At 69.7% G+C, this 20,802-nt stretch carries 15 protein-coding genes and 3 pseudogenes; 9 read left to right on the top strand and 9 right to left on the bottom strand.

The features are described 5' to 3' along the window. Window positions 1–68: 68 nt before the first annotated feature. The 4 genes and pseudogenes from ACFW9Z_RS23660 to ACFW9Z_RS23645 all read left to right on the top strand — a co-directional run bounded on the left by ACFW9Z_RS23660 (window position 69) and on the right by ACFW9Z_RS23645 (window position 4,604). On the top strand, window positions 69–851 hold the full coding sequence (locus ACFW9Z_RS23660; protein ID WP_384644151.1) for an ABC transporter ATP-binding protein: 783 nt from the start codon (window positions 69–71) through the stop codon (window positions 849–851). Further along, the gene (locus ACFW9Z_RS23655) at window positions 836–2,797 is read left to right on the top strand and encodes a hypothetical protein (RefSeq protein WP_384644118.1); all 1,962 of its coding nucleotides are present in this window, start codon (window positions 836–838) and stop codon (window positions 2,795–2,797) included. The genes ACFW9Z_RS23660 and ACFW9Z_RS23655 overlap by 16 nt, the downstream gene beginning before the upstream one ends. 7 nt (window positions 2,798–2,804) lie before the next feature. Next, window positions 2,805–3,460: pseudogene (locus ACFW9Z_RS23650) on the top strand (M15 family metallopeptidase). A gap of 169 nt (window positions 3,461–3,629) precedes the next feature. Next, on the top strand, window positions 3,630–4,604 hold the full coding sequence (locus ACFW9Z_RS23645; RefSeq protein WP_384644116.1) for a tyrosine-type recombinase/integrase: 975 nt from the start codon (window positions 3,630–3,632) through the stop codon (window positions 4,602–4,604). 217 nt (window positions 4,605–4,821) lie between these two features. Here ACFW9Z_RS23645 and ACFW9Z_RS23640 read toward each other — a convergent pair whose 3' ends face one another. Both ACFW9Z_RS23640 and ACFW9Z_RS23635 read right to left on the bottom strand, forming a co-directional pair. Next, complete coding sequence (locus ACFW9Z_RS23640) at window positions 4,822–6,222, bottom strand: SMI1/KNR4 family protein (protein WP_384644114.1); 1,401 nt, start codon at window positions 6,220–6,222, stop codon at window positions 4,822–4,824. 148 nt (window positions 6,223–6,370) lie between these two features. Further along, window positions 6,371–6,616, bottom strand: a pseudogene (locus ACFW9Z_RS23635) (Tn3 family transposase); the annotation flags it as partial. Window positions 6,617–6,881: 265 nt separating this feature from the next. On the opposite strand from ACFW9Z_RS23635, the gene ACFW9Z_RS23630 reads away from it, so the two are divergent. Beyond that, the gene (locus ACFW9Z_RS23630) at window positions 6,882–7,232 is read left to right on the top strand and encodes a hypothetical protein (RefSeq protein WP_384644112.1); all 351 of its coding nucleotides are present in this window, start codon (window positions 6,882–6,884) and stop codon (window positions 7,230–7,232) included. Window positions 7,233–7,284: 52 nt separating this feature from the next. On the opposite strand, the gene ACFW9Z_RS23625 is transcribed toward ACFW9Z_RS23630, so the two are convergent. The 5 genes and pseudogenes from ACFW9Z_RS23625 to ACFW9Z_RS23605 all read right to left on the bottom strand — a co-directional run. Then, window positions 7,285–7,659, bottom strand: a complete 375-nt coding sequence (locus tag ACFW9Z_RS23625; RefSeq protein WP_384644110.1) for a hypothetical protein — start codon at window positions 7,657–7,659, stop codon at window positions 7,285–7,287. A gap of 122 nt (window positions 7,660–7,781) precedes the next feature. Next, window positions 7,782–8,267 carry a hypothetical protein gene (locus ACFW9Z_RS23620; RefSeq protein ID WP_384644108.1) on the bottom strand — a complete coding sequence of 162 codons (486 nt, stop codon included), beginning with the start codon at window positions 8,265–8,267 and terminating at the stop codon, window positions 7,782–7,784. Between the two features lie 16 nt (window positions 8,268–8,283). Further along, window positions 8,284–10,725, bottom strand: a complete 2,442-nt coding sequence (locus ACFW9Z_RS23615; RefSeq protein WP_384644106.1) for a tyrosine-type recombinase/integrase — start codon at window positions 10,723–10,725, stop codon at window positions 8,284–8,286. Continuing rightward, the gene (locus tag ACFW9Z_RS23610; protein WP_384644104.1) at window positions 10,722–11,672 is read right to left on the bottom strand and encodes a tyrosine-type recombinase/integrase; all 951 of its coding nucleotides are present in this window, start codon (window positions 11,670–11,672) and stop codon (window positions 10,722–10,724) included. The genes ACFW9Z_RS23615 and ACFW9Z_RS23610 overlap by 4 nt, the downstream gene beginning before the upstream one ends. Window positions 11,673–12,111: 439 nt before the next feature. Next, window positions 12,112–14,801, bottom strand: a pseudogene (locus tag ACFW9Z_RS23605) (Tn3 family transposase); the annotation flags it as partial. Between the two features lie 160 nt (window positions 14,802–14,961). Here ACFW9Z_RS23605 and ACFW9Z_RS23600 point away from each other — a divergent pair. After that, a protein-coding gene (locus ACFW9Z_RS23600) for an IS5 family transposase (RefSeq protein WP_384644102.1) occupies window positions 14,962–15,788 on the top strand; the annotation gives its coding sequence in 2 pieces (ribosomal slippage) (window positions 14,962–15,288 and window positions 15,291–15,788; 825 coding nt in all). Here the strand turns inward: ACFW9Z_RS23600 and ACFW9Z_RS23595 are convergent. Then, window positions 15,770–16,222 carry a DUF5959 family protein gene (locus tag ACFW9Z_RS23595; RefSeq protein WP_359748589.1) on the bottom strand — a complete coding sequence of 151 codons (453 nt, stop codon included), beginning with the start codon at window positions 16,220–16,222 and terminating at the stop codon, window positions 15,770–15,772. The genes ACFW9Z_RS23600 and ACFW9Z_RS23595 overlap by 19 nt on opposite strands. Window positions 16,223–16,473: 251 nt before the next feature. On the opposite strand from ACFW9Z_RS23595, the gene ACFW9Z_RS23590 reads away from it, so the two are divergent. The 3 genes from ACFW9Z_RS23590 (at window position 16,474) to ACFW9Z_RS23580 (ending at window position 19,861) form a co-directional block, all read left to right on the top strand. Continuing rightward, the gene (locus ACFW9Z_RS23590) at window positions 16,474–16,893 is read left to right on the top strand and encodes a helix-turn-helix transcriptional regulator (protein ID WP_384644100.1); all 420 of its coding nucleotides are present in this window, start codon (window positions 16,474–16,476) and stop codon (window positions 16,891–16,893) included. 10 nt (window positions 16,894–16,903) lie between these two features. Continuing rightward, on the top strand, window positions 16,904–17,320 hold the full coding sequence (locus ACFW9Z_RS23585) for a VOC family protein (RefSeq protein WP_384644099.1): 417 nt from the start codon (window positions 16,904–16,906) through the stop codon (window positions 17,318–17,320). A gap of 147 nt (window positions 17,321–17,467) precedes the next feature. Then, a complete protein-coding gene (locus ACFW9Z_RS23580; RefSeq protein WP_384644097.1) occupies window positions 17,468–19,861 on the top strand; it encodes an ATP-binding cassette domain-containing protein in 2,394 nt (797 codons plus the stop codon). A gap of 364 nt (window positions 19,862–20,225) precedes the next feature. Here the strand turns inward: ACFW9Z_RS23580 and ACFW9Z_RS23575 are convergent, their stop codons facing one another. Beyond that, window positions 20,226–20,654, bottom strand: a complete 429-nt coding sequence (locus ACFW9Z_RS23575; protein WP_384644095.1) for a hypothetical protein — start codon at window positions 20,652–20,654, stop codon at window positions 20,226–20,228. Window positions 20,655–20,802 lie beyond the last annotated feature (148 nt).

Here is a 20,802-nt window from a genome sequence, read left to right as displayed (position 1 = left end):
CGGCCGGCGTACGTCCATGGAAGAGGAATGCCGTGCACGACGGAGCAGAGCGGTCCGGGGAAAGAGCGATGGCCGGGCAGGCGTCCGAAGGGGAGGTGGCGGCCTTCCGGCTCGTGGGTCTGCACAAGACGTTCGGCGACCACAAGGCCGCCGACCACGTGGAGTTGACGGTGGCACCGGGCTCCTTCTACGGCCTGGTCGGACCGAACGGGGCGGGCAAGACCACCACGCTGTCCATGGCCGTCGGCCTGCTCAGACCGGACGAGGGCAGGGCCCTGGTCCACGGGACCGACGTATGGGAGGAGCCGCTGCGGGCCCGCCGCCTGCTGGGTGTCCTGCCCGACGGACTGGCCATGCCGGAGCGGCTCACCGGCCGCGAACTGCTGACCTACCTCGGCCAGTTGCACGGGCTCGACGCCGAGGAGGCCGACCGGCGGGCCGACGAACTGCTCGCCGTCATGGAACTCGACGGCTCCGCCGAACGCACCCTGGTCGTCGACTACTCCACCGGTATGCGCAAGAAGGTCGGCCTGGCCACCGCTCTGCTGCACGCCCCCAGGATGCTGGTGCTCGACGAGCCCTTCGAGGCCGTCGACCCGGTCTCCGCCGCCACCATCAAGAGGATCCTCAAGAGGTTCGTGGAGCGCGGCGGCTCGGTGCTGATCTCCAGCCATGTCATGGCCCTCGTGGAAGAGCTGTGCGACACCGTCGGCGTGATGGCCCGCGGCCGGGTCGTCGCGGAAGGCCCCCTGGACGAGGTCCGCGGCGGCCGGTCGCTGGAGGACACCTTCGTCGACCTGGTCGGCGTCGAGATCGGCGGCGGGGAGGGACTGTCGTGGTTGGCGTCCTGATCCGGATGAAGCTGGCCGTGCTGCGCCACCGCACGACCGAAGCCGGGACGGCGCTCAGTGGCCTCGGCCGGACCGTCGGCATCTGCCTCGCCGTCACCACCCTCGTGCCGGCCTTCCTCGACTTCTCCCAGCCCCGGCTGCTGATGGACCTGCTCGCGGTGACGTTCGCGCTGTGGGCGCTGGGCTGGATGGTCGGCCCGATCTTCGCGGGCGAACCCCCGCTCAACGGGGAGCACTTCCACCGCCAGCCGATCCCGCGCCGCACCCTGGCCACGGGGCTGCTCGCCGCCGCCCTGGTCGCCGCCACCACCGCCATCACCCTGACGGCCTTCGGGGCGCTGATCGTCTTCGCCGCCCGGCTGGACCCGGTGGCCGTCGTGGTGTCGGTGCCCGCGGTGGTGCTGCTCCTGCTGCTGGTGGTGCTGCTGTCCCGCGTGGTCACGCTGCTGTTCCGCAGCCTGGCCAGGTCCCGCGTCGGCGGGGCCGTCACCGCGACCGTCACGGCGGCGATGGTGTCGCTGTGCTCCTTCTCCTGGATCCTGCTCATCGGGATCCCCCTGCTGCTGGAGTACGGATTCCCGGCCGCCTTCTCCATGGTGGTGCGGGCGCTGCCGTCCAGCTGGGGTCTGCTCGCCGTCGAGGCGGCCGCCCGCGGCGACTGGGTGTGGGCCGTGGGACCGCTGGTGGCCCAGGCCGTGGTGGTGGCCGCGCTCTTCCTCGCCTGGTGCGCCCTGCTCGGACCGCAGCGGCTCGCCCGCCCGGTGATCCGGGGCTCCTCCGCGCGGCGGGCCGCCCGGCGGGGCCCGCTCTTCCGCGGCGACCAGGGGGCGTTCTACCTCAAGGAGCTGCGCACCTGGTGGCGCGACCCGGTGCGCACCCAGGGCATCGTGATGGGCCCGGCCTTCTCGGTCATCACCGTGCTGTTCCCGCTGGTCTTCGGCTTCACCGCCGGGTTCCCCTTCGCCGGTGCGCTGGGCGCGCTGATGGCCGCCGCGACCTGCGCCAACCTCTACGGACAGGACGGCACGGCGCTCTGGCTGACCCTGACGGTGCCGGGCAAGGAGAAGGCTGACGTCCGGGCCCGCCAGCTCGGCTGGCTGACCGTCTTCGGCCCGCTGACGCTGGTGCTGACGCTTCTCGGCCTTCTGCTGCACGGTGACGCCTCACTGGTGCCGTGGGCGCTGGCCGCCACCTTCGCCGCGCTCGGCGGCGGCTCCGGTCTGCTGATCTGGGTCTCCGTCGTCGCCCTGGTCCCCGGCCCGGACCCGCACCGGAGCAAGAACGCGCCGATGGACCACGGGGACGTCACCGGGCAGTCGTTCCTGATGTTCTTCCTGGTCGCCCTCGCGATGTGCCCCGCACTCGGGGTCGCCTGGGCGGGCCACGCCCTGGACCTGCCCGCCCTGCTGTGGGCGAGCGTCCCGGCCGGCCTGCTCACCGGCCTGCTCTGCCATGTGACCTTCGGGTCGCTCGCGGCGCGGGAGCTGCGGGACAGGGGCCCCGACCTGCTGCACCTGATGCGGTCCGGCGCACCGGCCGCCGCCCCCGACGAGCCGGACGGGGCCACGGGCACCTCCCCGTTCGAGACGCTGTCGGGCAGCCGTCTGACCCTCCTGTGGACCTTTCTGGCCGTCGGCATCGTCGGGCTGTTCCCCCAGGGCCTGGTGCCGCTGGCCATCAAGCTCGACGGGGCGCCGGACAAGGTCTGGTTCCTCGCGCTCCATGTGCCGGACCCCTGGCAGTGGCCGGTGGCCGCCATCATGATCGTGATCGGCCTCGCCGGGTTCCGCGGCGCCCATCTGGTGTACCGGACCGAGAAGCGGCGGCTCCAGGCCGTGGCCGACGCCACGACCCCGCACGACGAGGACGGCGGGGACGGCGGGGGCGTGCCGGAACCCGAAGCGGTGATGGCGGACGGGGCCGACCCGGTCGGGTCTGCGAGATGATCACGCCATGAACAAGATCGTCTTGATGTCGGACCCCGAGGTCGCCGCGATACCCGTCGTGGAATGCGGTGAACGCCTCGTGGACGTCCGCCGCACCGGCTCGCTGCTCGTCGACACACGGAAACAGGACCCCGCGGACACCTTCGCGTACCTGCGGGAGGGGGTGCTGGACCGGCTGCTCACGGCCCAGGCCACCCTCCCGCAGGGGCTGCGGCTGCTCTTCGTCGAGGGGTACCGGCAGCCCTCCCTCCAGCGCCGGTACTTCGAGGAGTACGCAGGCGGGCTGCGCGCCCGGCACCCCGACTGGCCCGCCGAACGGATCCACTCGGCGGCGAGCCGCTATGTGTCCCCGCCCGCCATCGCCCCGCACAGCGCGGGCGCGGCCGTGGACCTCACCCTGGCCGACGCCCAGGGGCGTGAGCTGGACCTGGGCACCCGGATGAACGCGGACCCGGAGGAGAGCGAGGGCGCCTGCTACACCGACGCCCCGGCATCGGTGCGGAGGCCCGCGCCAACCGAAGGGTGCTGGGCGCCGCGCTCACCGCCGCCGGACTGGTGAACTACCCGACGGAGTGGTGGCACTGGTCCTTCGGCGACCGGTACTGGGCCCTGCTCTCGGGTGAATCGGGGTCTGAGGAACATCGGTGTCAGATTGTGCGCTAAGCCTTCGTCGGCCCTGGTGGGCGGCCGATGGGTCGCTGGCGGTGGGGCCGGTCTGAAGTCGTTGCACAGATAACACCCCAATATCTGCGGTAGCTTGATCTGTCACCTGCGGTGAAGTTCTCCGGCGGCCGCGTGAAGCGGCCCTGTTATCTGCGGCAAGGGGAAAACGGTGCCCACGCTCGTTCAGTTGCCGACAGGGAAGGCGGTGACCGTCCGGACGGCGGCCGACCTGTTCCTCGAATCGCTCGGCAACTCGAACACCGTTCGGAACTACGGCATCGCCGTCGGGAAGACCGCCGAGCGCCTCGGCGAGGGCCGACCGTTCGCGTCGGTAGGGGACGCCGAGATCGGTGAGGCGCTGGAGCTGCTGTGGGGCCGCTCGGCGGTGAACACGTGGAATGCTCGCCGCGGCGCCGTGCTGTCCTGGACGGGCTGGTGCTCCGAGCGCGGGTACGAGGGCCCGAAGGTCCCGGCCTGGACGAAGCGGCTGGCGGTGCCGGACTCCGAGACCCCGGCCCGCTCGAAGATGGCCGTCGACCGGCTGATCGCCCGGCGCGAGGTGCACCTCCGGGAGAAGACCCTGTGGCGGATGCTCTACGAGACCTCGGGCCGGGCGGAGGAGATCCTCGGCGTGAACATCGAGGACCTGGACTTCGCCGGGCGCCGCTGCCCGGTCAAGGCGAAGGGCGCCCGGACCAAGGCCCGCCGCCGCGGGCAGGCTCGTGAGGACTACGTGCTGGAGACCGTGTACTGGGACGCCGGCACCGCCCGGCTCCTGTCCCGCCTGCTGAAGGGCCGCACCCGCGGACCGGTGTTCGTCACCCACCGCCGCCCTGGTCCCGGCAAGGTCGTCAGCCCGCGCGACGTCTGCCCGGACACCGGGTTCGCCCGTCTCTCGTACGGGCAGGCCCGCGCCCTGCTGGACGAGCACACCGCTGTACGCGGACCCGGGACGGGCTGGGATCTGCACGAGTACCGCCACTCCTCCCTGACTCACCTCGGCGAGCAGGGCGCATCGCTGCTGATGCTGATGGCGAAGTCTCGGCACAAGAAGCCGGAGAACGTCCGGCGCTACTTCAAGCCGTCCCCGGACGCGATCGCCGAGCTCACCAGCCTGCTCGCCCCGGGCGACAGCCGCCGCTGAGTGCGCAGCGGTTGGCCGGGGCGACGACTGGCCTGCGGGTGCTACACGACGTGCCCGTGGGTTCGGACGGGCACGGCCAGCCGGTCGCCGACCGCGGTGAGGACGTCGGGGCAGAAGTAGTACCAGCGCAGGCGCGTGATCCCGCCGTCGGCCGTCTCGGCGTGAAGGACGTCCTCGACCGCCTCAGCTAGAGGAGTGAAAAGCTTGGGTTTGCGGCCTATGGAAGGGGTCCGAGGTTTCCTTCCAGGACAGTCTGGATGATCTGGGGCCGGTCCCAGAGAGCCAGAATTTCGTTGGCGATGGCCACGATGGGCAGGGGGTCGTGGTCGCCGTACGCCTTGATGGACGCAGCCGACAGGCTCCGGGGGACGGCGCTGGAATCCAGAAGGACACGCCAATCCTGCGGGCCTAGTTCCAGGAATTCCAGGCTGGCGAGCTCGGCGATCTCCAGTGGGTCGGCGAGCGTACCGGCGTACGCGGCGAGGGTGCGCAGGCGGGGCAGCCCGATGACCGGGGAGAGGCTGAACGGCGCGCCGTCCCACACCCCAATCGAGAGGACTTCCAGGCCGGGGTGGGCGGCTTCCCGGACACTCTTGATGCTCGCGTGGTTGACGTGGGCCACGAGGGGTGGCTCCTCGCTGCGGTGCCGGTGCTCGTGCGTCTCCCGGTCCAGAACCCAGTCGGTGAGCGAGTCGGCCAGCAACTCGGCGCCGACGCTCTCCTCGTGGCTGAGCAGGATGATCTGCCCGGTGTGTCCGCGGGGGCCGGGCGTCAGGTCGACCGCCAGCTGGTCTCCTCCGCCGTTCTCGCCGAATACGATCCACCCGGGTGACCCGACGACGCCCTGTACCGCGGCGTCGGGGCGCGTGACGACCGCCTCCATGGCAGCGTGCTCCCAGCGGCAGTGGCGGGTCGAGGCTTCGGCGATGTACAGGTCGTCCACGGAGGAAAGTTCGCAGCGGACCGCTTCGAAGACACCGTCCGCCGTCTCGTAGTCGTCGCCCCAGTCTTCCCAGCGCGCCCGGGTCACCCGGTAGAGCACCTTGAGTTCCTCGGGCAGGCAGACGCCCAGGCGTGCTTCGGCGGCGGCGATCTCCCCCTCCGTCGCGCCGATGGCGTCGGGTAGCCGTTCCCACAGCGTCCGCTCCAGCAACTCCGGGTCCGCTGAGGAGGCCGGCCTCGCTTCGTGCGTCGGATCGGGGAGGCGGCGCCAGGGTTCGGGAAGGGAGTCTTCGATCAGAATGAGTGCGCCGGGATGAGGGTTTCCGATCCCGGGTTCGACCGCCGGGCTGGGGCCGAGCAGACGAAGCACGGTCGTCCCGGTCGGTTCGATCTTCGCCGAGAACGAGACGTCGTCGACACCAGCCTCCGTCATCGCGGTCTGCACCCGCTCCACCGCATCGAGCTCGTCCTGTATGTCCTCGGTCTGAAGGGCTCGACCGGGCGGTGGCACCGGGTGCGGGAGGGCCAGACTCCAACCGCTTCGCCCGATGCGACCCGCCACGCGCATGGGCTCGGCACCGGCCTTGTCCGCCTTGGCGGCCCGCAAGAGCCTCAGCACGGGCTGCCAAGTCGCGAAGTCACGTATCGATTGCCCGGGGAGTTTCTGAGTAGCCATGCGCAGACCGTACGCGAGGTGGCTGACGCCCGGTGTCACAGGAGGCAGGGCTGCTCGCAAAGGTAGCCGGTCGGACTCCCAATCCATGGATCGGAGTCACCGCGTACGGCCCGGTCCGGCTTTCCGCCCGATCGCCCCGCGTCGGCACCTACTCCTCGTCGGAGGCAGCGTTCTTGTCCCGCAGGGGCCGCAGGTCGCCGGGCAGGTCGGGGAGCTGGAAGGAGTACCGGCCCAGCATGGTGACGTGGTGCCGCACGAACGGGGAGAGGCGGGCGACGTCCTCGTCCCGAACGTCAAAGCCGTCGGCGCGGAGCTGGGTGACGGCGGCGTCCATGTAGCGGGTGTTGAAGAGGACCAGGGCGTTGAGGACGAGGCCGAGAGCGCCGATCTGGTCTTATCCGAACTAGCCCAGCTCGGCCGCAGGTCCGCTTGCGAGCCGTCGTTCACCACAGAAAGTAGTCGTGAAGAAGTTGGGTGGACAGGTTCCGTCGGGCGTGTCGTGGATGTCGTCCGCGCGCGCATTGCGGTCCTACTTGTCGACATACGAGTGCAAGGCCCCAGCTTGGTACGGATAAACGCCCCCAGTTCGGTGGCTCGGATAGTGATCGTGCGAGGATGTGCGGGTGGGGACTCCGAGGGCTTCTTTCCGCTGGAAGCGCATGATCGAAGCGCTTGCCGTACTTGGTGCGGACTCGGCCGATCAGCTCGCCTGGATCGACAAGCACAAGGTCGTGACCGACGAGCTGGCCCTGGAATTCGATGACGCCTTTCGCCTGATGGCCGACCTCCAGCAGGAAGAATTCCTGGATACGGAAGCCTTGGGCAAGCTGCAGCTGATTGACGCGGTGCTCGAGGAGATGAGCGGCAGAGAGAACGCCGAGCGTTGGTCAAGGGAAGCGCTGGCCACCGACGCAGGGTGGCGTCAGGTTCGGACCCTCGCGCGCGACCTGCTGGTCAGCTTGCAGGGTGATTGGCGCCGGACACTTCCCGAGATTCACGTCGTGCGATGACAGGATCGGGCGGTTCGTTGAGGCCACGTCGGCTCGGCGGCCGGGGGCACGATCAGTCGTCTTCGAGTCGCTGGAAAACCTCAGAGAACTCGTCGTTCTCGATCAGTCCGGCGATTACTTGGGTCATGTTGTCGATGCCGGGATCCCGGACGATCAGGCCGTCCGAGACCCAGAAGTAACGGCCGCCGAGAGCCTCGTCGGTTCCTGCCCAGGTCTGCATCAAGCGTTCGACCTCTGCGACCGTGAAGACGGTTGCGCTCCACCGGGAGCCGTCCGTGAGGTCCACGAAGACGTCGACGTTGCACACCAAGTCCAAGTCCTCGCGTGAGCTGGACAGGAACGATGCCTCGAAGTCGGCCGTCCGGACCCGGTACCAGGGCCCGTCCCAACCTCGTTCGACCGATCCGGCCAATGCACTGTGACTCATCGTGCGAGTGTCTCCGGCCAGCTTGACGATCTCAACCAGGATCCTCAGCCGTGCTCCTGCCCGCGACATAGCTGGGGACGTTCATCCATACGCGTCTGGGGAGCTTAGGTCGTACGCCGACACTACTGGGGAAACGGGTAGGTCCGGACAGGGTCGAGATGCAGTTCGAAGGGCCCGAAACAGTCGGCCGCGAGGGTCGCGACCGGAGCGCCGCAGGGGCAGGCTCGGTTGAGTCCCTCGTCGCCTGTCGGTCCGCAGCACCCACTGCTGTTCTCCCAGTTGGGCAGTGGCTGAAGACCGGCGGCGTCATCAGGGTGCACCAGCACTGTGTGTCGGCTGCCGGCCGAGATGACGAAGCCTTCTTCGCGGCAGACCACAGGTCCGCGCGACTGAGCTGGCTTCGGGTCCTCCTGATCGTTCTGCACCACGTAGGGAGGTCCCCAGGGCTCGGGATCGATCGCGTAGTGGCCCTGCGGAACGGTGGAAGGCGCCCGGCGCGTCTCCTTGTCCCGGTCGCGCTCGTCGTCTGAGACGCCAGGGACGGCGGCAAGCTCGGAGAGCTCCGGCGTGATCGCGGTGCCACACTTGGAACAGAGGAAGATGGTCATCCCCTCGTTGTAGTGCTCAGGGCTGCGGCTTCGCATCTTCGTTTCGCTGTTCGGAGTCGATGCGCGCGACGACGCCGCGGAGATCGGGCATGCCCAGGTGGACGGTTGTGTGCCGGGCCGCGAGGTCGCGCATGGCGGCGAGCTTCTGCTCCGCAGCGGCGAGGCTGGCCTCGATCGCGGCGACCTCGCCGAGCCATCCCTGTTCCTTTGCCTCCTGGAGCCGGTCGAGCAGGTTCGCGTGGATCTCCTCCAGGCGGGGCATCTGGTCGGGATCGGGCCGCAGGACAGGGCAGCGGATGCAGGCGTGTTCATGGACGCAAGGGGTGCCGAAGTCGCGTGCGCAGACGCCGAGGGCGACCTTCCGCAGCTCGAAGTGGGCGAGGAAGTCCTGCCACTCCTGGGCGGTGGGCTCGCGGTACTCCTCCCCGGGTCGCAGCGCCCGGCGGCGGGCGATGAAAGATCGGTGGTGGTTGACGACGTCCTCGGGATAGATCGCGGCATAGCCGAGGGTCGTGTCGACCGTCCGGTGGCCGCAGATGCGGGCGGCGATGTGCGGGGGCAGGCCGGAGCGGAGGGCATCGGTCACGAAGATTCTTCGGAAGTCGTGGGGCGTGTATTGCAGCTGCTCGTTGCCGGGCCCGGTCAGCCCGCTCGCGGCGAGGGCGTCGTTGAGGCAGGTGTAGATGTAGTTGCGCGGGATGGCCCGGTCCTCCGGGCCGCAGCGGCGCTGGAAGAGGAACGGCATCGGTGCACTCCAGAGCCGTTCCAAACTGTCGTAGGCGGAGACCAAGGGCATGGCCTGCTGCCCGCGCCGGACGCGATGAATGATCGCAGTGAGCACCTCGCCGAGCTCTGGTGAGACCAGCAGCAGCCGCTCTTGGTCGAGCTTGGACGGGGCGACCTGGAGCATGGGCACGATCTCGCCTGTGGTGGGCAGCTGGTAGGCGACGAAGCTGTGGTGGGTGAGTTCGAGTGCTTCCTCGTTACGCACGCCGGTGTGGCGAAGGACTTCGACGATGGCCCAGGCCCAGAAGGCGCGTTCCTCTTCCACGGTCAGGTCCCGGCGCTGGCCGGTGGCGGGGTCGTCGGCGTAGATGCGGGAGGACACCCCGGCGCGGCGGAGGAGGGTCTCGCCCGTCGGAGTGGTGAACGGGGCTCCGGCCGGGGTCTCCCGCCCGGTGGCGAGACAGGCCTGGGCGTCCTTGAGCTGGCGCTCGACGGCTTTGACCAGGGCCGGGAGTGCGGGAAGCAGGGTGCGGGTTCGCTGGTCCATGGCCGCCTTGCGGCGGGCGCGGTTCTTACTGTGGTCGGTGTCGCTGTCGCGGACCGGGCAGGGTGCGACCCACGGGCCCCAGCGCGTCGGTTCGTCGGCGGCCCAGCGGGCGAGGTCCTGGTAGAACGTGCGGACCCAGCTGAAAACGGTGTGCGCGTTGACCCGCGGCCGGATGGGGGTGCCGTGCCGGTCACGGACCATGCGGACGCGCTCCCGCCAGGCGGTGACAGCGGCGGCGTCCAGCCGCAGCGAGTCGATGCCCGGGTGGTGTTTCTCCAGGTCGCGCCAGAACAGTCCCGCCAGGGTGCGGGCCATGTCCTCCAGCGTGGTGTAGTCGACATCCACCGCGCGCTCGGTGAGGTAGTCGACCAAGAGGTCGCGTATCGCGGTGCAGGCGATGCCCTGCCGGTGGACCAGGTCTGCCGGGGTCAACTGCCCCGGCAGCATCACCGTCTTCAGCCGTGCCGGGGCGTCGGGGCCGAAGACGCCGAGGCCCGCGAGGAGCGCGTAGAAGAGGTGCTTGCCGTGGTAGCCGTTGGTCTGGTGCTCGCCGATGGCGTGCTGCAACTCGACGCAGTCGCCGATGGTGACGTCGTGGACGGTGCCGCCCTTGGAGGCCACGATCCAGGTGACGCGGTTGAGAGCGTTGTTGCAGTCGTTGGCTCCCGCGTGGCCTGTGGCGGTGTACTGGTCCTTGAGCGCCGCGAAACCGTCGGGATCGGTGACGCTGCGGATGTGTGCCAGCAGTTGCGAGGGGCGCTGCCGCAGCAGCCATCGGTAGGCGGGGCGTACGACTTGTCCGCCCAGCAGAGGGATCATGCCGCAGCACAGATCGGCGCGGTCGTACTTGCGTGCCCGCTGGTGCTCGGCGAGCCACTGCATCGGCAGCCGCGTCCACTCTCGGCCGGCTTCCAGGGCTCCGCTGGCCACCCAGCGCTCCTGCCAGGTGCGGCCGGGCTGATCCTCCAGCCAGTCCAGCAGCTTGATCAGACCGCGCTGCCGGGTGCGTAGGTTGGCGTCGCTGCCCGCGGTGAACGGCAGCGCGAGTGTGCGCTCCAGCACCTGCTCGCGCGGTTCCTCCGTCTGCCACCAAGTCTCCGGCGCTTCGCGTTCCTCCTGGCCGGGAGGCAAGGAAGCGTGACGGACGGGGGCGGAGAGCCGGGCAGTCACGGTGGCGGTGGTCATGCCGGGCCTCCACCGAGGGCAGCCGTGCCGAGCAGCGTCTGGAGAACCTCGGAACGGTAGCCCGGGGCGGGCATCACCGGTTTGACGGGCTCCGCAGCCTGCCGGGCGTGGTGGGCCAGCACGTGCGTGATGACCTCGTCTTCAGCGGGTTCGAGGTACTGCTCCGTGGTGCTGATGTGGAGATGGCCAAGGACCCATTGGACGTCGGTGAGCGAGAGCTTGGGGTCGCGCACCATGCGTTTGGCCGCGCTGTGCCGCAGGTCATGCAGGGCCCAGTTCGCTCCCAGGTTCTCGTTGGCCCGGGTGAACACCATGCGTGCCGCGTCGTAGGTCAACGGCCTGATCGGGCGCCGGAGGGTCCACCACAGCGGTTCCTCCGGCCCGTCGAGGGCCTGCGGGCGGATCTGCTGCTGGTAGAGCCGCAGCCATACGAACGCGTCGCTGGAGGCGGGGATCCATTGCAGGGCCCGGGAGCCCTTGCGGATGACGCCGATCGTCTGGTCACCGGGGCTGACACGGTCGCGGCTGACGCCGAGGAGTTCCGAGGCGCGCGGGCCGGCCGAGATGTAGAAGGCGACCAGTGCGCGGTCGCGGTGCGAGGGCAGGGCCGCGAACAGTTCGTTGAATGCCTGGTCGGGGATGCCGCGCGGGGTTCGCCGGGGTTCCTTTGGCTGGTAGGGGGCCCGGCGGGCAGGGCGTTTGAAGGCGTGCATCGGGTTGTGGTGGGCGTTGAGGTGCTCGTCTTCAGCGCGCTTGGTCTTCGGAAACGGGTTGAGCAGCGGCCGGCCGTGCATGTCGCGGTGGTACTCGTAGAAGCTGCGGACGACTGCCCGCGCGTGCCTCCGGGTGCGTGCCGCGTAGTTCTCGCCCGCGTACCGCTTGCCGGTCACCGGATTGACCGACCCGGGCGCCGGGGCCGCGGCGGCTTTTTGACCATCTTCAGCCACAGTGCGAAGTCTCGGGCCTCTGCCCGGCCAGCCCGGTCCCACGGCACGTCGAGGGCCCACAGGAACCGGAACCACGCCAGCAGCCCGTACGCGTACGAGCGGAGCGAGGCCGGGCTGTCGTCGTCGGCGAGCATGTCGAGCAGGAACTCGCTGACCGCCGCCACCTCAATCCCGTCCCGGTCGAGCAGCCGGTACGGCAGCGACGGATCGCCGGTCTCCTCCACCCGGCCGACCCTCGGCACCGCGAGCGCCGTGACGTCCCGTAACTGCGTGCCCTCTTGCACCTGAGCCTCCACGAGCTGCTTTGGTCTCCAACTGCTCGTGATGACAGCACATCAGGAAGGTGGCGTGGCACGGCTTCCGAGGCAAGCCGACCGGCCTGGTGCTTGGTCCCGTCACCGTGCGTCGATCTCCGGGGGATCGTCGGCTCACACCCCGGTAGTTCGGTCAACAGGTCCTCCATGCCGTCCTGGTAGCGTTGGTAGAGCTGCCCGGCGCGGCCGTGGAAGATCTTCCGGGCGAGTGCGTGGCGGCCTTCCTGGAGGTTGGCCTGGACCTTGATCTGGCGGCGGTAGCCGGGCTCGTCGGCCAGGCGCAGGATGTGCAGGGTCTTGGCGATCCGCCCGTAGTGGGCGATCGCGTCGCCGAGCGGGGTCGGGCGCCCGTCGCGGGAGAGCATCCGGATCACGTCGTAGGCGCGGACGGCTCCGGTGTGGATGGAGCCGATGATCCGCAGGATGTCCTCCCAGTGCCGCTCGATGCGGGCGAGGTCGACCCGGCCGCGGGCCGCGTCCTGGAAAGCTCCGTAGTTGGTCGTGCGGTCGATACGCCACATCTGATCCGGCAGGTCCGCGAGCTGCGGCGCGTACGCGAATCCGGCGAGCGTGAGCAGTCCGAAGACGATGTCGCTGTAGGTGGCGGTGTCCGTGACGATCATCTCCCGGCGCTTGCCTCCGTCGCGGTCGTAGAGGACGTCCAGCACGTACAGGGAGTCGCGCGGGGTGCCGGCCACGACCTTCCCGCCCAGGCCCGCCGCCTGGTCGTTGATCATGTTGAGCCAAGTTGCCCCGCCTCGGCGGCCGAAGTACTTCGGGTTCGGCCGCGCGTAGACCGAGGGGACCGGGACGACGAACCGCATCCCGTCGACCGAGGCGACCAGGCCGCCGCCCCACGCGCTCGCGAGGTCGATGGACGCCTGGTGTTCGATGAGCGTGGCGTTCGCGGCCCGGTAGGTCGCGAGCCGCAGGTAGGTCTGGTCGACGTGGGACAGCCGCCCGTACTTCAGCGCGTCGACCCCGCCGATGACCGGGGTATAGCCAACGTTGCAGCCGTGCGCGACCAGGAGCGCGGCGATGGTGACGTGCAGGTCCTTCAGTCGGGCCTCACCGCCGGTGACCGAGGTGAACGCCTGGTCGGCGCCGGTCCAGGAGAACACCTCCATCAGCACCTCGGGCAGGTCCACGCGGGGCAGCATCGCGTTCACCGCCGCCCGCAGATCGAGCAAGGAGGCCGGTTCGGGCTCCGGCTCCAGCGCGGCGAAGTGCAGTCGGCCGTCGTCGTCGAATACGACCTGCGCGTTGCCCGGCAGCCCAAGGGAAGCCAGCACGGTGGGCTTGGCCTGCTCCCACGCCTTACCGGCCAGCAGCTTCGCCCGCGGGTCCCCCCACTTCGACGAGTTCTTCGCGAACACCTGCTTGCTGCGCAGCATCCGGTGCAGCTGCTCCAGCACACAGAACGTGTACGCCTTCCAGTCCACCGTGCCCGGCTCCAGGTGCGGCGGCGAGAGCACCAGGCGCCGCCATGAGCCGACGAGCAGGCCGGTGTCGATCTTCGGCGGGGCCGACCCTCTTGCGTCCCATCAGGTCCGGCAAAGACTGGAGCGCGGTCAGGACCGGCGCCCCTTCCGGGGTGGCGCCGAAGTCGACGACCTTGACCAGGAGTTTCAGGAACGGCCGGACGGTGCCGAACCGGCTGACCAGCATGGATCGCCACGCCTCGTCCGCGTCGGAGTCCAGCGGCGGCGTCAGCTCGAACAGTGAGGCGATCGCGGCGGCCAGCTCGTGCCGGGGCACGACCGCCTCGATCCGCTCCCACATCGCCTCAAAGCTCTCGACGTGCGGGCCGGTCACCTCGCCGGTGTCGGTGTCGACCAGCTTGCTCGTGGTGTCGAAGACGACCTGGAAGGCGGTCGCGAGCTTCGCCGAGGCCCGCTCGGCCTTGGCCAGCAGCTTCGTCGCGATCAGCACCTCCAGAAGGTCGAGCGCGTCATCGACGGCCCGGGTCGTCAGGTAGACGGTGGTGGCCAGTAGCGTCGCCAGCCGCCGGGAATCGCCGTGTCGGCGCAGCAGCGACGCCTTGCCGTCCACCTCGTACCGGGACAACTCCGCCAGCCGCCGCGGCGGTCCCGCCGACAGGCCCTAGGCCGGAGATCTCCTCGGCGCTGGAGCGCCCACTTCATCTGCGGCCCGGACACGCGCACCGGGCCGCGGCGCAGCCGGTCCAGCTCCGAGACCCGCTCGCTGGGCGGCACCGTCAGCAGCGAGTCCGGCACCGCCCGCTGCCCTGTGTTCAGCAGCCCGTGCAGCGTGTCCCACAGCCGCTGGTTCGCCGCCTCGCGCACCGTGCCCACCAGCCGGGCCAGACAGCTCACCCCCGGCAGCAGCACCCGCTCCTCGCGCAGCCAGCCCGCTGCCGCGTCGAACAGCGCCTTCGGCCCGTCCCCGGTCGTCCACGCCCGCGCGTCCAGCCAGACCACCAGCTCCTCGCGGACCTCGGCGAAGTCCCGCCAGCTCCCGGCCTCCTGGATCTCCCCGGCATGGGTACGGGCCGTACCGGCCCGCTCGCCGTACAGCTTCAAACATGAGGCGTCCGCAATCTCCAACTGCTCGGCCAGGTACTCGGCCACCTCCGTCGGCACTGCCGCGGGTCCGGCATGAACCGGCCCAGGAACCGCATGCACGTGAGCTGGATCGCGAACCCGAGCCGGGTGTGGGCCCGGCGCTTGGCCTGCACCGCCTCCCGGTCCGCGTCGTCCAGGAAGAAGTACCGTTCCAGCTCCGTCTGCGAGGGCACCTCGTGAAAGGACCCATACCGGGCCGCCTGCTCATCCGTCAGGAACTTGACCGCCACAACAGTTCTCCGAAGATCGACAACAACGACCCACGAAGACTCCGACGCTCAATCATCCCAGGTCAAAGGCGCAATCAGCCTGAGGAAGGCTTAGAACTCCTAACGAAATGATCTTCCAGGTGGTTGGATCACTCCGGGGCCGTTGATCTGGGGGTGCGGGGTGGCTCGGCAGAAGCCGTGGGAGGTCGATGACGAGCTGTGGGCGGTGATCGAGCCGCTACTGCCGAAGGGCGAACGTCGCACTCGTCATCCCGGGCGGAAGCGTCATCCGGACCGGCTGGTGTTCCAGGGCATCTTGTTCGTGCTGCATACCGGGATTGCCTGGGAACACCTGCCGCAGGAACTCGGCTTCGGGTCGGGCATGACGTGCTGGCGACGCCTGGCCGAGTGGACCGAGGCCGACGTGTGGCGCCGACTCCATGAAGCACTCTTGGCCAAGCTCCGCAGCGCGGACGCCCTGGACTTCTCCAGGGCGGCGGTCGACGGCTCCCACATCCGGGCGTTAAAAGGGGCCCCAAGACGGGACGAAGCCCTGTCGACCGGGGCAGGACGGGCAGCAAGCACCACCTGATCACGGACGCCACCGGCATCCCGCTCGCCGTCACCCTCACCGGTGGCAACCGCAACGACGTCACCCAGCTCATCCCCCTGCTCCAGGCCGTGCCGCCCGTGCGGGGCAAGCGCGGCCGACCCCGGCGCCGCCCCGACGTCGTGCTCGGTAACCGCGGCTACGACCACGACAAGTACCGCCGCCTCGTCCGCGCGCTCGGCGTGAAGCCGCTGATCGCTCGACGCGGCACCGAACACGGCTCCGGACCCGGTACCCAACGCTGGGTTGTCGAACGTGCCTTCGCCCACCTGCACTGGTTCCGCCGCCTGCGGATCCGCTGGGAGATCCGCGACGACATCCACGAAGCCTTCCTCACCCTGGCCTGCGCGGTCATCTGCTGGCGCCGACTGGTCGCAGTTCAGCGCCGCCACTCATAGGCGCCCGGTGACGTCTGGAGAACCTCGCTCGGCCACTCCCGCTGTACCAGCTGGAGCAGTTTCCGCTGGTCGTCGATCCATCCGTCCTCAAGACACAAAGGAACGAACACAGAGATGCTGGAGCGCGCCACGTCTTCAACGTGGACGGCGGGCGTCTCGTGTTGCTTGTTGAGTGCCTGGACCCGGATCTCGGGACTACGGTCGTCATCTATCCAGCAGACGTCACCGCCCGCGGCAAGCACATCCAGGGCGCGTGACCAGCCAGCCAGATCGTCCGGAAACAAGCCCAGATCCAGCCGTCCGCTCACGAAACCACTCTCGATGAGCACCTCAGCATTGAGCAGGTCGTGCAAGGGCAGCACTCCCGGCATCCGGCGGCCCAGCACACGTACTCGGAAGCTGTTGTCCCCATCCGAGAGATGGATCAGATCCATCACGCACCCCATACCCCTCACCCGTCAACGTTCACAGCCCATCCTGTCGGCCGGCTCTTGTCACCACCACTGAGTTGTCCAAGAGTCATTCCGTTAGGAGCTCTTAGTGCACGATCTGGCACGGATGTTCCTCAGCCCCCGAATCCGCCGCCCGCTACGGCCCGAAGGAGATCACCCCGGACCGCTGACCACCACCCCGGCCCCGGCTGCTGGACAAGGGGCGTCTCCCGGCTCCGTGGGATGATGGCCGGGTGACGCTGGAGGACCTCGTCCGGCTGCGCCGGGCCCGCGACCGGATGGACCGCGACTACGCGGAGCCCCTGGACGTCCCGGCGCTGGCGCGCGGCGCGCTGATGTCGCCGGGCCACTTCTCCCGCAGCTTCCGTGCCGCGTACGGCGAGACACCGTACAGCTACCTCATGACCCGCCGGATCGAACGGGCCAAGGCCCTGCTGCGCCGCGGCGACCTCTCGGTGACGGAGGTCTGCTTCGCGGTCGGCTGTACGTCGCTGGGGTCCTTCAGCTCCCGCTTCACCGAGCTGGTCGGCGAGAGCCCCAGCGCCTACCGGGCGCGTCCCCATGAGGCGGGCGCCGCCATCCCGGCCTGCGTCGCCAAGATTCACACGCGACCGGTCAGGAATGGAGAAGCCAAACCTCCGCCCCCTCCGTAGCGTGAGGGACATGGAAATCAAGCTCGCACAGACCTTCATCGCCGTCGACGACCACGACAAGGCCCTCACCTTCTACCGGGACGTCCTCGGCCTGGAGGTACGCAACGACGTCGGGTTCGAGGGGATGCGCTGGGTGACCGTCGGCTCCCCGGCCCAGCCGGACGTGGAGATCGTCCTCGAACCGCCGCTCGCCGACCCGAACGCCCCGGCCGCCGACCGGCAGGCCATGGCCGAGCTGCTGGCCAAGGGGCTGCTGCGCGGCGTGATCTTCTCCACCGACGATGTCGACGCCACCTTCGAGCGGATCCGCGCCGCCGGCGGTGAGGTGCTCCAGGAGCCGATCGACCAGCCGTACGGGGTCCGCGACTGCGCCTTCCGCGACCCCTCCGGCAACATGCTCCGCTTCAACCAGCCCCGCAAGCACTGAAGTTCGCCGTTGTCTTCGTCTTCTTTCCGCTGTCGGGCGGGACCGGGGCGACGACAATGGGACGTGCTGTTCGAAGCTGGCGAGACCGAGCCGGGGCCGCCGGACCTGAGCGGTGAGCGGCGGCCCCGCGCAACAGATGGAGAGACGATGAGCAAGGCCGAGAGAGCCGGATCGCAGGCGACTGCGCAGCCGGTCGCCGACAGCCATGAAGTGATCCGTGTGCACGGTGCACGCGAGAACAACCTCAAGGATGTCGACATCGAGATCCCGAAGCGCCGGCTGACGGTGTTCACCGGGGTCTCCGGCTCGGGCAAGAGTTCTCTGGTGTTCAACACGATCGCCGCGGAGTCCCAGCGGCTGATCAACGAGACCTACAGCGCCTTCGTCCAGGGCTTCATGCCCACGCAGGCCCGCCCCGAGGTCGACGTACTCGAAGGGCTGACGACGGCGATCATCGTCGACCAGCAGCGGCTGGGCGCCCACCCCCGTTCCACGGTCGGCACCGCCACCGACGCCAACGCGATGCTGCGCATCCTCTTCAGCCGGCTCGGCGAGCCCCACATCGGCTCGCCCAACGCGTTCTCCTTCAACGTGGCCTCGGTCAAGGCGAGCGGCGCGATCACGGTCGAGCGCGGCGCCGGGACGAAGACGGAGAAGCAGACCTACACCCGTACCGGCGGCATGTGCGTGCGCTGCGAGGGCCGGGGCACGGTCTCCGACATCGACCTCACCCAGCTCTACGACGACACCAAGTCGATCGCCGAGGGCGCGTTCACCATCCCCGGCTGGAAGTCGGACAGCTGGTGGACCGTGCGGACCTACGCCGAGTCGGGGTTCCTCGACCCGGACAAGCCGATCCGCGACTACACCAAGAAGGAGATGCAGGACTTCCTCTACCGGGAGCCGACCAAGGTGAAGGTGGAGGGCGCCAACCTCACCTTCGAAGGGCTGATCCCCAAGATCCAGAAGTCGTTCCTCGCCAAGGACAAGGAGGCGATGCAGCCGCACATCCGCGCCTTCGTGGAGCGCGCGGTCACCTTCACCACCTGTCCCGACTGCGAGGGCACCCGGCTCAGCGAGGGCGCCCGGTCCTCGAAGATCAAGAAGATCAGCATCGCCGACGCCTGCGCGATGCAGATCAGCGACCTGGCCGACTGGGTCCGTGAGCTGGACGAGCCCTCGGTGGCGCCGCTGCTCAGCGCGCTGCTGGGGACGCTCGAATCATTCGTGGAGATCGGCCTCGGCTATCTCTCGCTGGACCGGCCCTCGGGCACCCTCTCGGGCGGTGAGGCGCAGCGCGTCAAGATGATCCGCCACCTCGGCTCCTCGCTCACGGACGTGACGTACGTCTTCGACGAACCCACCATCGGCCTGCACCCGCACGACATCCAGCGGATGAACGACCTGCTGCTGCGGCTGCGGGACAAGGGCAACACCGTGCTCGTCGTGGAGCACAAGCCGGAGGCGATCGCCATCGCCGACCATGTCGTCGACCTGGGCCCCGGCGCCGGTACCGCGGGCGGCACCGTCTGCTTCGAGGGCACCGTGGAGGGGCTGCGGGCCGGTGGCACCCTCACCGGCCGCCACCTGGACGACCGGGCCGCCCTCAAGGAGAAGGTCCGCACGCCCACCGGCACGCTGGAGATCCGCGGCGCCTCCACGCACAACCTGCGGGACGTCGACGTCGACATCCCGCTCGGGGTGCTCTGCGTGGTCACCGGAGTCGCGGGCTCCGGGAAGAGCTCGCTCATCCACGGATCGATCCCGGCGGGTGAGGATGTCGTCTCCATCGACCAGACCGCGATCCGCGGCTCGCGGCGCAGCAACCCGGCCACGTACACCGGGCTCCTCGAACCCATCCGCAAGGCGTTCGCCAAGGCCAACGGGGTGAAGCCCGCCCTGTTCAGCGCCAACTCCGAGGGCGCCTGCCCCACCTGCAAGGGCGCCGGTGTCATCTACACCGACCTGGCGATGATGGCGGGCATCGCCACCGTCTGCGAGGAGTGCGAGGGCAAGCGGTTCGAGGCCTCGGTGCTCGACCACCACCTCGGCGGCCGCGACATCAGCGAGGTCCTCGCGATGTCGGTGGACGAGGCCGAGACGTTCTTCGCCGAGGGCGAGGCGCGAACCCCCGCCGCGCACAAGATCCTCACCCGTCTCTCCGACGTGGGACTGGGCTACCTGAGCCTCGGCCAGCCGCTCACCACGCTCTCCGGCGGCGAGCGTCAGCGGCTCAAGCTGGCCACCCACATGGGTGAGAAGGGCGGTGTGTACGTCCTCGACGAGCCGACCACCGGTCTGCACCTGGCCGACGTGGAGCAGCTCCTCGGGCTGCTCGACCGGCTCGTCGAGTCCGGCAAGTCGGTGATCGTCATCGAGCACCACCAGGCGGTCATGGCGCACGCCGACTGGATCATCGACCTCGGCCCCGGCGCCGGACACGACGGCGGCCGGATCGTCTTCGAAGGCACCCCGGCCGACCTCGTCGCCGACCGCTCCACCCTCACGGGGGAGCACCTCGCGGAGTACGTGGGCGGGTGATCGGGGGCTGATCGGGGGGACGGGTGTACGGGGCCGGGGGAGAGGGCCCTTCCCGGGGCCCGGGCTCCGTGCACTCGGGCCGCGTACGTCGGGCTTCGGGCACCGGGCTCCGTGTACTTGGGGCCCGTACTTCGGGCCGCGGGCCTCGGGTTCCGTATGGCCGGGCTCCGTGCACTCGGGCTTCGTGCACTTGGGCCCCGTACGCCGGGCCTCGGGCTCCGGGCCCCGCCCCCGTACGCCGTGCACCGGGCCCCGTACATCGGGGGCGTCGCGACGCGGGCTCTACCGCTGCTGTACGCGGCGGCCGTCGCCGGGGCCGTCGCCGAGGGCTACTTGACCGCCGGACTCGCGGCGCGGGCCCCGCTCAGGACGGCCGGTCGCGGTTCAGCCATGACGGGACCTCGGGGACATCCGCGTCCCACGCCCGTGGCTGCTCCGGCGGGGGCGGCACGGGGCGGCGCACCGGTTCCGGCTCGGGCTCCGGGACGGGCGGAGGCGCGGGCTCCGGATCCGGCGCGGCGCTGTCGTACAGCTGCTCGATCACCGTGAACCGGCAGTGGAAGCTCTGCAACGCCCCGTCCAGCACGAGCACGAACCCGTCCTGCTCCCGGTAGAGCCTCCGCCGCTTCGGACTGGTCGGATGCACCGGCCGGTACGTCTCGGCCCGCTGCCGCAGGACCTCCAGCGCCTCCTCGCGCGTGCCGTCCACATGGTCCAGGACGCTTCCCGACCAGACCCGGCGCTGGCCCCCGAACCCGAGGTTCTGTTCCACCAGCAGACCCCACCTGGGCATGTCTTCCCCCGTTCGCCGACCGTCCCACCGTGCCGCGACCGTCCTCCGCCGTGGAAGGGCCGCGCGGCCCCGCCATTGTTCCTGATCTTGTTACGTGCCCCGGCAGCAGCCCCGCCGCGTACCGGCTCCGCCGGGAGGCCGCCATACT

Source organism: Streptomyces sp. NPDC059452 (genome assembly GCF_042750035.1).
GTDB lineage: Bacteria > Actinomycetota > Actinomycetes > Streptomycetales > Streptomycetaceae > Streptomyces.
This window is presented reverse-complemented; position numbering and strand designations above follow the sequence as displayed.

What these genes read in the sequence shown, in the direction of transcription:
- ACFW9Z_RS23660 (WP_384644151.1), top strand. Translation starts at nt 69, where the DNA reads ATGGCCGGGCAGGCGTCCGAAGGGGAGGTGGCGGCCTTCCGGCTCGTG.
- ACFW9Z_RS23640 (WP_384644114.1), bottom strand. Translation starts at nt 6,222, where the DNA reads ATGGCTACTCAGAAACTCCCCGGGCAATCGATACGTGACTTCGCGACT.
- ACFW9Z_RS23630 (WP_384644112.1), top strand. Translation starts at nt 6,882, where the DNA reads ATGATCGAAGCGCTTGCCGTACTTGGTGCGGACTCGGCCGATCAGCTC.
- ACFW9Z_RS23625 (WP_384644110.1), bottom strand. Translation starts at nt 7,659, where the DNA reads ATGAGTCACAGTGCATTGGCCGGATCGGTCGAACGAGGTTGGGACGGG.
- ACFW9Z_RS23620 (WP_384644108.1), bottom strand. Translation starts at nt 8,267, where the DNA reads ATGACCATCTTCCTCTGTTCCAAGTGTGGCACCGCGATCACGCCGGAG.
- ACFW9Z_RS23615 (WP_384644106.1), bottom strand. Translation starts at nt 10,725, where the DNA reads ATGACCACCGCCACCGTGACTGCCCGGCTCTCCGCCCCCGTCCGTCAC.
- ACFW9Z_RS23595 (WP_359748589.1), bottom strand. Translation starts at nt 16,222, where the DNA reads ATGGATCTGATCCATCTCTCGGATGGGGACAACAGCTTCCGAGTACGT.
- ACFW9Z_RS23585 (WP_384644099.1), top strand. Translation starts at nt 16,904, where the DNA reads ATGGAAATCAAGCTCGCACAGACCTTCATCGCCGTCGACGACCACGAC.
- ACFW9Z_RS23580 (WP_384644097.1), top strand. Translation starts at nt 17,468, where the DNA reads ATGAGCAAGGCCGAGAGAGCCGGATCGCAGGCGACTGCGCAGCCGGTC.
- ACFW9Z_RS23575 (WP_384644095.1), bottom strand. Translation starts at nt 20,654, where the DNA reads ATGCCCAGGTGGGGTCTGCTGGTGGAACAGAACCTCGGGTTCGGGGGC.